Origin of the sequence: Microbacterium sp. NPDC060117, assembly GCF_042729315.1 — a bacterium.
Taxonomy (GTDB): domain Bacteria; phylum Actinomycetota; class Actinomycetes; order Actinomycetales; family Microbacteriaceae; genus Microbacterium.
Window position 1 is genome coordinate 324,403 of the sequence record NZ_JBHWXR010000001.1, and the last position, 11,547, is coordinate 335,949.

The window sequence follows — 11,547 nt, forward strand, 5'->3', positions numbered from 1 at the left end:
ACATCGGCGCGACGGGCACTCGGTCTCCGCGCCGCGATCGCGCCGGGGCCCGCGTCGTGATCACACGGGAACTCGCGCTCGCGCTGCGCGACGCCGGCCTGGTGTGGCACCCTGACGAGGGCGACCGGTTCCAGCTCGTCCTGCCGGACGAGGTGGAACTGGAGGTCGAGGCCGACGTCTTCACCGTCAGCGTGATGACGATCGAGGCCCGACGCACCCCGACCGGCACGATCCTCGCGTTCAACGGCACCACCGAATGGGCGCTCGACGCGGTGACGCTCGCCGACGCGGTCTGGCTGCCGCGAGAGGATCAGCTGCGCGATCTTCTGCGCGGCACGTTCCGCCGCCTCGTGCGGCTCGACGACGCGTTCCGCGTCGAGATCGAGATCGGCACGGAGCAGCTGCGCTTCGAGCACCCGGATGCGTCCGAGGCGTACGGGCGGGCCCTGCTCGCGCTCATCGCCCGCTCGCGCTGAGAGCCCCCACGGATCCGGCGAGCGCGCGGATCGTGATGTCCGACCCCGGTGCGAGAATGCCGACATGAAGCTCAGCGAGCTCGTCACCGCGACCGGCCAAGTCGCCGCCACCTCATCGCGCCTCGCCAAGATCGACGCGCTGGCGACGTTGTTGCAGAGCGCCGAGCCCGATGAGCTCGCGCCCGTCGTCGGCCTGCTGCTGGCTGCGCCCCGGCAGGGCAGGCTCGGCATCGGCTGGAGGGGGATCTCCGCTGTCGAGGTCACGCCCGCCGAGACGGCGTCCCTGACGATCGACGACATCGACCGCGCCCTCGACGAACTCGCCGCCCTCTCCGGTTCGGGGTCTGCGGCCGCCCGATCGGCCGCGCTCGAGGGGCTCGCCGCCCGTACGACCGCTGCGGAGTGGGACTTCCTCGCCCGGGCGATGCTCGGCGAGCTGCGCACGGGCGCGCTCTCCGGCGTGCTCCTCGACGCGATCGCCCGCGCCTCCGACCGGTCCACCGCGGCGGTCCGGCGGGCGGCGATGCTCTCCGGCGATCTCGGTGCGACCGCGCTCATCGCTCTCACCGGCACGGAGGAGGACCTGGATGCGGTGGGGCTCGCCGTGGGGCGCCCGGTGCTGCCCATGCTCGCGGCGAGCGCCGCGACCCCCAGCGCAGCGCTGGAGATGGTCATCACCTCAGAGCATGGCGAGGCGTCCGTCGAGTACAAGCTCGACGGCGCGCGGATCCAGGTGCACCGCCATGGCGACGAGGTCCGCATCTTCACACGCAGTCTCGTCGACGTGACGCACCGGCTTCCCGAGATCGTCGAGATCGTGCGCGCGCTGCCCGCACGCGACCTCATCCTGGACGGCGAGACGCTGTCGCTCGATGAGGACGGCGGCCCCCGTCCGTTCCAGCAGACCATGTCCCGCTTCGGCGCCGACGTCTCGCGTGACCTCGTGCTGCGGCCGTGGTTCTTCGACGTGCTGCATGTCGACGGCCGCGACCTCCTCGACGAGCCGCTCGCGGTGCGCCTCGATGAGCTCGAACGGGTGGCCGGTGGCTGGCGCATGCCGGGCGTCGTCACCGCCGACCCCGTGGTGGCCGAGCGTCTGTCCCAGGAGGCGCTGGCAGCCGGGCATGAGGGCGTGGTCGTCAAGGCCATCGGATCCGCCTACGCCGCCGGGCGTCGCGGAAAATCCTGGGTGAAGGTCAAGCCCGTGCTCACCTACGACCTCGTCGTGCTCGGTGCGGAATGGGGCTCCGGTCGCCGTCGCGGCTGGCTCTCGAACCTGCACCTCGGCGCGCGGGATCCGGACGGCGATTTCGGCGAGCCAGGCGGCTTCGTCATGGTCGGCAAGACGTTCAAGGGCCTCTCCGACGAGCTGCTGCGCTGGCAGACCGAGACGTTCCCCGGCTACGAGACGCGCCGGACGGGCGCCGCCGTGCTCCTCCGCCCCGAGATCGTCGTCGAGATCGCGATCGACGGCGTGCAGCACTCCCCGAGGTACCCCGGCGGGATCGCGCTGCGCTTCGCGAGGGTCAAGCACTACCGCCCCGACAAGACCGCGGTCGAGGCCGACACGATCCAGACCCTCCGGGCGCTGCTGCGGGAATAGCCCCCCGACGGCGATGGCGACGGCGACGGCGACGGCGATCGCCGGAAGAGCGATCGGAGCACGTGCCGGCGCTCGCTAGACTGGACGGGTCCGGCGCATGCGCGAACCGCTGCCGCGCCGGTGCTCGAAAAAGGGGCACGAAGCCCGCAGTGCGACGACGCGCTCCGGCGAGACACATACGGATCCTCGTTCCGTTGTCGTCTCGAAAGGCCGTTCAGCATGCCCACCGTCTCCGCGCACGTCGCCCTCACCCTCGCCCAGCACATCGATGCTGTCTTCGGCGTGATGGGCAACGGCAACGCCTACTTCCTCGACGCGATCGAGAAGCAGACCGGCGCCTCCTTCACCGCCGTCCGGCACGAGCAGGGCGCCGTGGTCGCCGCCGACGCGCACTTCCGCGCCTCCGGCCGGATCGCCGCCGCCACCAGCACCTACGGCGCCGGCTTCACGAACACGCTCACGGCCCTCGCCGAATCGGTGCAGGCGCACATCCCTCTCGTGCTCGTCGTCGGCGACGAGCCCACGAGCGGACCGCGCCCCTGGGATGTCGACCAGATCGCGCTGGCCTCCGGCGTCGGCGCGCGCACCTACACGGTCGGCCGGGCCGACGCGGCCGCGACCACGGTCATCGCGATCGAGCACGCCCTCACCTACCGGGTTCCCGTCGTACTGGCCATCCCCTACGACGTCGCCGCGCTCGAAGCCGGCGAGGTGCCCGCCGCCGCCGCACCGCGCGTGCCGGCCCCGCTCGCGCCCAAGGGCGAATTCGCCGAGGGCATGCTCGACCGCATCGCCGACGCCCTGCGCTCCGCCGAGCGCCCGTTCCTGCTCGCGGGCCGCGGCGCCTGGCTCGCCGGCGCGGGCGAGGCGCTGACCGCGCTCGCCGACGCGACCGGGGCGCTCACGGCGTCGTCCGCGCTCGGCCGCGGCGTCTTCGGCGACCAGCGCTACGACCTCGGCGTGACCGGCGGCTTCGGCGCCGAGGGCGCGATGGAGCTCATCCGCGAGGCCGACGTGGCGGTGGTGTTCGGTGCCTCGCTCAACCAGTTCACGATGCGGTTCGGCGCACTGTTCGCCCCGGGCACGCAGGTGTTCCAGATCGACGTGGCCCCGGCCGCGACGCATGCGCACGTGGGCGGCTTCGTGCGCGCCGACGCCCGGCTCGCGGCCGAGACGCTCGTCGCCCGGCTGCCGGGTGCGACGGATTCGGGCTGGCGCGAGGGCGTCGACGTCGCTGCGGCCCGCGCGTACGAGCCCGGGGACGAGACCGCGCCCGACGGCCGGCTCGACCCGCGCTCCGCCGCGCGCCGCATCGCCGAGCTGCTGCCCGAGGATCGCGTCGTCGTCTCCGACGGCGGGCACTTCATCGGCTGGGCGAACATGTACTGGCCCGTGGCGTCACCGGATCGGATGATGATGATCGGCACCGCGTTCCAGGCGATCGGTCAGGGGTGGCCCAGTGTCGTGGGAGCCACGCGCGCCCGCCCTGAGGCGACGGTCGTGCTCACGTCCGGTGACGGCGGCGGACTCATGGCGATCGCCGATATGGAGTCGGCCGTGCGCTCCGCCGGCGGCCGCGGCATGGCCGTGATCTGGAACGACGCGGCGTACGGCGCGGAGATCAACCTGTACGGCCTCAAGGGCCTGGCGCGCGAGCCCATGCTCATCCCCCAGGTCGACTTCGCCGCATTCGCCGCGGCGGTCGGCGCGGAGGGCGTCGCGGTGCGCACGCTCGCCGACCTCGACCGGCTGGCCGCGTGGACGGCCGAGGATCCGGCGAGCCGCCCGTTCCTCGTGCTGGATCTGCGCATCTCGGGCGACGTGATCGCGCCGTACCAGGAGGAGATCATCCGCGTGAACTCCTGACGCGGCGGGCGGCCACGGTCCGCCCTTAGGCTCGACGTCATGAGCACCAGTCCGGAGGTCATCCGCTACGCCGCTTTCGCCGCCACCGCCGAAGGCGGCAACCCGGCGGGGATCGTCCTGGGTGCCGGCGATCTGTCCGACGCGGACATGCTGCGGATCGCCGCGGAGGTCGGCTATCCGGAGACCGCGTTCCTGTTGTCCTCCGCGACCGTCGGCGGCGTCCGGCGCCATCGGATCCGGTACTGGTCGCCGGCCGCGGAGGTGCCGTTCTGCGGACACGCGACTGTCGCCACAGCAGTGGTGCTCGCTGAGCGCGAGGGGCCGGGAGCGATGCTCTTCGACACCCCTGTCGGAGAGGTCGCGATCATGGCGGAGTCGGCGGAGGACGGGATCCGGGTCTCGTTCACGAGCGTCGAGCCGACCGTGCGGGAGCTGGATCCGCAGGTCCTCGCGCGAACCCTTGCACTGCTCTCGCTGCAGGCGGGCGACCTGGATCCGGCCTATCCAGCACGGGAGTCCTCCGCCGGCAACTGGCACCCGGTCCTGGTGCTGCGGGATCCGGAGATCTTCCACCAGTTCCGCTTCGCGCCCGGCCCCGTCGCGGAGCTCATGCGCGCGCAGGGATGGACCGGCACCATCACCGTGCTGCACGCGCGGTCCGATCGCGAGTTCCTCGCGCGCAACATCTTCCCCGTCGCGCGGATCACCGAGGACCCGGCAACCGGATCCGCCGCCGCGGCGACCGGCGCCTACCTGCGCGCGATCGGCCGCGTTCCCCAGGACCGCGTCGCGCGGATCCACCAGGGCGCGCACGTCGGCCGGCCGAGTCTGCTGACCGTCACGATCCCCGAGTCCGGCGGCATCGTCGTGTCCGGCGGCGCCAACCCGATCACGGGCTGAGGCTCGGTCCTCACGCCTCCAGGAAGGCGCCCGCCAGGAACGACTCCAGCTCGTCCACGCCGTCGAGCGGCAGGATCGCGGCGACGTACTGGTCGGGGCGGACGATGACCACGACGCCGTCGCGGGACAGCTCGCGCTCGGCGAAGATGTCACCCTTCGACCAGTGCGAAGGCGCCGCGGCGTAGAGCTTCTCCCAGTCGGTGAGCCCGAGCGGGCCGGTCTTCGGCTGGAACAACTCGGGGGCGGTCGTGACGTCGAGGTCCTCGGAGGACTGCTGGTAGACGGCCTTCACGTCGAACACCGCATCCACGTCGCCGGCGGCCGGGGTGAACCTGGCCAGCACCGGCGCCACGGCGTCGGCCCAGGCATCGAGGCCGGATCCGGTCGCGTCGCCGAACGCGTACACGCGCCAGCGACCGTCCGCCTTCGCGTGGTGACCCAGGTGCACGACGTTGCCGTCGGACACGCGCACGACCTCCGCGCTCTTGAACCGCTTGCCGAGCGGGAAACCTGCAGCCAGCGCCTGGTGCGCGTCGGATCCGGTGATCATCGAGCTCGTGTACTGCGTCATGAACCCCGAGGGGAACTCGGCCGTGGCCAGGTAGTAGTTCGCCAGCTCCTGCGGGTCGGAGATCTCCTCGGGCTTGCGCGCCATGAGCGAGGACCACTCGCGGTCGAAGTCGATGAGCTGCTGCGCCACGGGGTGCCGCTCGGCGCCGTACGTCGACAGCAGCTCCTGCGGGCTGCGGCCGGTGAGCACCGATCCCAGCTTCCAGCCGAGGTTGAACCCGTCCTGCATCGAGACGTTCATGCCCTGGCCGGCCTTGGCGCTGTGGGTGTGGCAGGCGTCGCCGGTGAGGAAGACCCGCGGGTGGCGGGTGCTGTCCTCCCCCACGTCGTCGAAGCCGTCCGTGATCCGGTGCCCCACCTCGTAGACGCTGTGCCAGGCGACCTGCTTCACGTCGATGGCGTAAGGGTGCAGGATCTCGTTCGCCTTGGCAATGACCGCCTCGATCGGCGTGTTCTTGACCTGGCGGTTGTCCCCCGCCGCGACCTCACCGAGGTCGATGTACATGCGGCTCAGGTAGCCGCCCTCGCGCGGGATGTGCAGGATGTTGCCCGCCTCGGCATTGATCGCGCACTTGGTGCGCCAGTCCGGGAAGTCGGTGTTCACGAGCACGTCCATGACGCCCCAGGCGTGCGCGGCCATCGCGCCGACGTGCGTGCGTCCGATCGCCTCGCGCACCCCGCTGCGCGCGCCGTCGCAGCCCACGACGTACTTCGCGCGGATCGTGCGCTCCTCGCCCTCGCGGGCGCCTGCGACGTACCGCACCTGCACCTCGACCGGGTGCTCGCCGTCGGTCCCCGAGCCGGTCGAAGGGTGGACGCTGAGCCCGGTGAACTGCACGCCGTAGTCGGGCACGATCCGGCCCGGGCCGTCGGCGGCTGCCTCGGCGAAGTAGTCGAGCACGCGCGCCTGGTTCACGATGAGGTGCGGGAACTCGCAGATGTCGTACGCGTAGTCGGCGGTGCGCGCCGTGCGGACGATGTTCTGCGGGTTCTCCGGATCCGGGCCCCAGAAGTTCATCCAGCCGATGTTGTACGCCTCGGCGACGATCCGCTCGGCGAAGCCGAACGCCTGGAACGTCTCGACGCTGCGTGGCTGGATCCCGTCGGCCTGCCCGAGCTCGAGGCGGCCTCCGCGGCGCTCGATGATGCGGGTCGTGATGCCGGGGTACTGCGACATCTGCGCGGCCAGCAGCATGCCCGCCGGGCCCGATCCGACGATGAGCACGTCGACCTCATCGGGGAGTTCGGCGGGGCGGTCGACGCCCGTGCCTGCGGCGGGGAGCACGCGGGGGTCATGGGAGACGTATCCGTGGTGGTGGAACTGCATCGTCGTCGATTCCTTCCTGACGGCGCCGTCGGGCTCGGTTCGGGCTGGTGCGCGATTCTCGCGCCTCGCGAGAATGCCTTGCATCTCGCATCGCCGTGTTCTATATTCGAACGCGACGTTCTACTATTGAACACAGACTATCCGAGGTCGCCCGGGCGATCAAGACGACGAGGAGGATCCATGGCCGACGCACCCGCCTCGCAGACCCTCAGCCGCGGCATCCGGATCCTGGAGGTGCTCTCCGACGCTCGCGGAGCGCTCTCGATCGACGAGATCGCCGGCGAGCTCGGCGTGCATCGCTCGATCGCCTACCGACTGCTGCGCACGCTCGAAGATCACGGCCTCGTGTCTCGTGACGCCTCGGGGCTCGTCTCCCTGGGCGCGCGCATGGCCGCCCTCGCCGCCGGCGTCGCCAACGACCTGCAGGCGGAGGCCCTTCCCGAACTGACCGCTGTCGCCAACGAGCTCGGCATGACCTGCTTCCTGGCCGTCCTCGACGGCGAGGAGTGCATCACGCTCGTGAGCGTCGAACCCCGGCACGCCGTGGCCAGCGTCGCGCAGCGCCCCGGGGCACGGCACTCCGTCACCGTAGGCGCCCCGGGCAAGGCGATCCTCGCCCAGCTGGCCGAGGCGGAGTGGCCGGCGGGCTCTTTCGCCGCGTTGCACGACACGGTCGCCCAGTCACGATCGGCCGGGTTCGCCACCAGCCACGATGAGGTGATCCCGACCGTGCAGTCCGTGGCCGTGCCGCTGGCCCTGCGCGGGCAGCGTCCGGCCGCGATCGCCGTGGTGCACGTCGCCACGGACCGCACCGACGCCGAGATCGCCGCGCGCCTGCAGCACTCGGCGACGACGATCCGCGAGGCGCTCGGCGGCTGAGGCGCACCGGTCCCAGCCCGCATACGCGTGTCCCCCTCCCCTGCGCGACTTTCCCCCCGCTGAGCGGTGCAGCTCTGGGGAGGGAAAGACGCTCGAGCGAGGGGAACACTGATCGCGCCCCGCCGCAGGGCAGGGCGCGATCAGGCGCGTCGCTCGGCCGTCAGGCCCGGGACATCCCGTGGATCGGGCTGACCGACTGCTCGGCCTCGTGATCGGGACCCAGCGGGATGCCGCTGCGGTCGCGCAGCAGCAGCGTCGCGATGAGGCCGATCACGGTCATCCCGGCGAGGTACCAGGTCACGGCCTGCGTCGAGCCCGTCGCCTGCACGATCGCCGTCGCGATGGTCGGCGCGAAGGCGCCTCCGGCGATGGCCCCGATGGCGTAGGAGATCGAGACCCCGGAGAACCGGATCGAGGCGGGGAACAGTTCGGTGTACAGCGCCGCCTGCGGACCGTAGGTGAAGCCGAGCCCGATCGTGAGGATCGCGAGCGCAGCGAACAGCAGTCCGACCTGCCCCGTGTTCACCAGCGGGAACAGCGTGAACACGCCGACCAGCTGCAGGATCCAGCCGATGATGTAGGTGGTCCGGCGCCCGATCCGGTCCGAGATCCACCCGGCGACCAGGGTCGACAGCAGCCAGGTGACGGCGGATCCGGCCACGGCCCAGAGCACGGGACCGCGGTCGAGCTTGAGCGCGCCCTCGGGGTTGGTCGCGTACCCCTGGATGTAGCCGCCGGTGGTCATGTAGCCGACCGCGTTGTTGCCGGCGAAGACGAGGGCGGCGATGACCACCAGCAGCAGGTGCTTGCGGAACAGCTGCACGATCGGCATGCTCGCGGCCTCCTTGCGCTCGGCGAGCTCGGTGAACACGGGGCTCTCCTCGACCCGGCGTCGCACGTAGTAGCCGACCACGATCAGCACCACGCTGAGCAGGAACGGGATCCGCCAGCCCCAGGACAGGAACTGGTCACCCGGCGCGACCAGCGCCATGATCGCCATCACGCCGGAGGCGATCAGCAGTCCCAGCGGCACGCCGATCTGCGGCGCCGCGCCGAAGATGCCGCGCTTGGCCTTGGGCGCGTGCTCGACGGCCATCAGCACCGCCCCACCCCACTCGCCGCCGGCCGAGATCCCCTGCAGGATGCGCAGCAGCACCAGCAGGATGGGAGCCGCGATGCCGATCGCGTTCGCGTCGGGCAGCACGCCGATCAGCGCCGTCGCCGCGCCCATCAGGATCAGGGTCCACATCAGGACCGCCTTGCGGCCGAACTTGTCGCCGAAGTGGCCCGCCAGGAACGCACCGAGGGGGCGGAACAGGAAGCTCACACCGACCGTGGCGAATCCGACCAGGGCGCTGTTGGCGCCGAGGTCCTTGAAGAAGAGCTGGCCGAACACCAGGCCCACCGCGGTGGCGTAGATGAAGAAGTCGTACCACTCGACCGTGGTGCCGATGACGGTGGCGAAGACCACCCGGCGCCGGTCGGCGGCTGAGGCGATGGTTCCGGTGGGGGTGAAACCCGGGGAGGATTCTGCGGACATGCTGTCTCCTTTGCATGGGACGTCGTCGTCTTGGCCGACATCGTCGTCGTGCCCGACACGGGGATCCAGGATCCTGCGGACGGATCCGGATCCCATGCTTGCCGGGCTCGACACGATGATATACGATTTCGAATACGACGCCAAGGGTCCCCCTGGCACCCACCGCGCGAGGAGGCGCCCATGTCCGCACCGATCGACCGGCCCGGCAAGATCATCGCGATCCACCTCAACTACCGCTCCCGTGCCGACCAGCGCGGCCGCACCCCCGCGACCCCCTCCTACTTCTTCAAGCCGTCCTCCTCCCTGGCCGGCACCGACGGTGTCGTGGAGCGCCCCGCCGGCACCGAGCTGCTCGCCTTCGAGGGCGAGATCGCGCTCGTCATCGGCAGCGCCGCGCACCGGGTGAGCGTCGCGGACGCCTGGTCGCACGTGGCCTGGGTGACCGCGTCGAACGACCTGGGCCTGTACGACCTGCGCGCGAACGACAAGGGATCGAACGTCCGCTCCAAGGGCGGCGACGGCTACACCCCGATCGGTCCCGACCTGATCCCGGCCGCCGACGTCGACCCCGCCGAGCTGCGGGTGCGCGCCTGGGTGAACGGAGATCTGCGCCAGGACGACGAGACCAGCGGACTGCTGTTCCCCCTGCCGCAGCTCATCGCCGACCTCTCCCAGCACTTCACCCTCGAGCCCGGCGACATCATCCTGACCGGCACCCCGGCCGGATCCAGTGTGATCGTGCCCGGCGATGTCGTGGTCGTCGAGGTGGACGCCCCGCACTCCCCGAAGACGCTCACCTCCGGCGGGCTGCGCACCACCGTCACGCAGGGCACCGTCGCCTTCGACGGCGCCCTCGGCTCGCTCCCCGCCGTGGACGACCTGCAGCGCGCCGAGGCGTGGGGATCGCGGGAGGAGGCGGGGCTTGCACCGATCGCTGAGCCGGTCGAGGCGCCCGCCGCAACGCCCGCCCTGGACCCGCAGCTCCGCGCCAAGCTCGTCGCCGCCCCGACGGCCGGCCTCAGCGCCCAGCTGCGCAAGCGCGGCCTGCACGCCTGCTTCATCGACGGCGTCTCTGCCAACCTGCCGGGAGCCAAGATCGTCGGCACCGCGAAGACGCTGCGCTTCGTCCCGGCCCGCGAGGATCTGTTCAAGACCCACGGCGGCGGCTACAACGCGCAGAAGCGCGCCTTCGACGCCGTCGAAGAGGGCGAGATCATCGTGATCGAAGCCCGCGGTGACGCGACCACCGGCACGCTCGGCGACATCCTCGCCCTGCGGGCCAAGGCACGTCGCGCCGCTGGCGTGGTCACCGACGGCGGCGTGCGCGACTTCGCTGCGGTCGCCGAGATCGGCCTGCCCGTGTTCTCGCAGGGCGCGCACCCGTCGGTCCTCGGCCGCAAGCACGTGCCGTGGGACATCGACGTGACGATCGCCTGCGGCGGGGCCACGGTCCAGCCGGGCGACATCATCGTCGGCGACAGCGACGGCGTGATCGTGATCCCGCCCGCCCTCGTCGAGGAGGTCGTCGACGCCACCCTCGCCCAGGAGGACGAGGACGCCTGGATCGCCGAGCAGGTCGAAGCCGGGCATCCGGTCGATGGGCTGTTCCCGATGAACGCCGCCTGGCGCGCCGAGTACGACGCCGCACGTTCGGCCGACGCGGAGTCTGCGGGCGCCTGATGGCCGACGTCCTCACCGGCAGTAAGTCGGAGCAGGCGTACGCCTGGATCCGCGCGCGCATCGCCTCGCACGCTTTCGGGCCCGGGTTCCGGCTCGTGCTCGGCACGATCGCGGACGAGCTGGGCATGAGCGTGGTCCCGGTGCGCGAGGCGATCCGGCGGCTCGAGGCCGAAGGCCTCGTCACCTTCGAGCGCAACGTCGGCGCCAGGGTCACCCTCGTCGACGAGAGCGAGTACGCGCACACGATGCAGACCCTGGGCCTGGTGGAGGGCGCCGCGACGTCGCTGTCCGCCCCGCTCCTGGACGCAGCAGCCCTGGACCGGGCGCTCGAGGTCAACGACCGCATGACGCGTCTGCTCGACAACTTCGACGCGCACCGGTTCACCGAGCTGAACCGCCAGTTCCACTCCGTGCTCTACGAGCCGTGCCCGAACCCGCACATCCTCGACCTCGTCCAGCGCGGCTGGGCTCGCCTCAGCGGCATCCGCGAATCGACCTTCGCGTTCGTCCCCGGACGCGCCGAGCACTCCGTCGAGGAGCACACCCAGATCGTGGAGCTGATCCGCTCCGGGGCCGATCCGCTCGAGATCGAGCTCGCCGCACGCAACCACCGCTGGCGCACGCGCGACGCGTTCCTCGCGGCGCTGCACCCCGAGATCCTCTGACCGCACCACCCGAAGCCACCCCGAACCACCCCGGAAGGACG

At 71.5% G+C, this 11,547-nt stretch carries 9 protein-coding genes; 7 read left to right on the top strand and 2 right to left on the bottom strand.

The features are described 5' to 3' along the window. Positions 1–56: 56 nt before the first annotated feature. The 4 genes from ACFWCK_RS01435 to ACFWCK_RS01450 all read left to right on the top strand — a co-directional run bounded on the left by ACFWCK_RS01435 (position 57) and on the right by ACFWCK_RS01450 (position 4,845). A complete protein-coding gene (locus ACFWCK_RS01435) occupies positions 57–476 on the top strand; it encodes a pilus assembly protein CpaE (protein WP_378804203.1) in 420 nt (139 codons plus the stop codon). 64 nt (positions 477–540) lie between these two features. Then, the gene (locus ACFWCK_RS01440; RefSeq protein ID WP_378804204.1) at positions 541–2,079 is read left to right on the top strand and encodes an ATP-dependent DNA ligase; all 1,539 of its coding nucleotides are present in this window, start codon (positions 541–543) and stop codon (positions 2,077–2,079) included. A 219-nt stretch (positions 2,080–2,298) separates the two neighbouring features. Beyond that, entirely contained in the window at positions 2,299–3,945 is a 1,647-nt protein-coding gene (locus tag ACFWCK_RS01445; RefSeq protein ID WP_378804205.1) for a thiamine pyrophosphate-binding protein, read from the top strand. A gap of 39 nt (positions 3,946–3,984) precedes the next feature. Next, positions 3,985–4,845 (top strand): PhzF family phenazine biosynthesis protein, encoded by an 861-nt coding sequence (locus ACFWCK_RS01450; RefSeq protein WP_378804206.1) that lies wholly within the window; start codon positions 3,985–3,987, stop codon positions 4,843–4,845. A gap of 10 nt (positions 4,846–4,855) precedes the next feature. Here ACFWCK_RS01450 and ACFWCK_RS01455 read toward each other — a convergent pair whose 3' ends face one another. Continuing rightward, positions 4,856–6,742: an FAD-dependent monooxygenase gene (locus ACFWCK_RS01455; protein ID WP_378804207.1), complete on the bottom strand. Its 1,887-nt coding sequence runs from the start codon at positions 6,740–6,742 to the stop codon at positions 4,856–4,858. Between the two features lie 180 nt (positions 6,743–6,922). On the opposite strand from ACFWCK_RS01455, the gene ACFWCK_RS01460 reads away from it, so the two are divergent. Further along, complete coding sequence (locus ACFWCK_RS01460; RefSeq protein WP_378804208.1) at positions 6,923–7,621, top strand: IclR family transcriptional regulator; 699 nt, start codon at positions 6,923–6,925, stop codon at positions 7,619–7,621. 160 nt (positions 7,622–7,781) lie between these two features. Here the strand turns inward: ACFWCK_RS01460 and ACFWCK_RS01465 are convergent, their stop codons facing one another. Further along, on the bottom strand, positions 7,782–9,161 hold the full coding sequence (locus ACFWCK_RS01465; RefSeq protein ID WP_378804209.1) for an MFS transporter: 1,380 nt from the start codon (positions 9,159–9,161) through the stop codon (positions 7,782–7,784). 180 nt (positions 9,162–9,341) lie between these two features. Between ACFWCK_RS01465 and ACFWCK_RS01470 the strand changes: the two genes are divergently transcribed. Together ACFWCK_RS01470 and ACFWCK_RS01475 are read left to right on the top strand one after the other, a co-directional pair. Beyond that, the gene (locus ACFWCK_RS01470) at positions 9,342–10,841 is read left to right on the top strand and encodes a fumarylacetoacetate hydrolase family protein (protein WP_378804210.1); all 1,500 of its coding nucleotides are present in this window, start codon (positions 9,342–9,344) and stop codon (positions 10,839–10,841) included. Next, positions 10,841–11,506, top strand: a complete 666-nt coding sequence (locus tag ACFWCK_RS01475; RefSeq protein WP_233312881.1) for a GntR family transcriptional regulator — start codon at positions 10,841–10,843, stop codon at positions 11,504–11,506. Before ACFWCK_RS01470 ends, ACFWCK_RS01475 begins: the two co-directional genes overlap by 1 nt. Positions 11,507–11,547 lie beyond the last annotated feature (41 nt).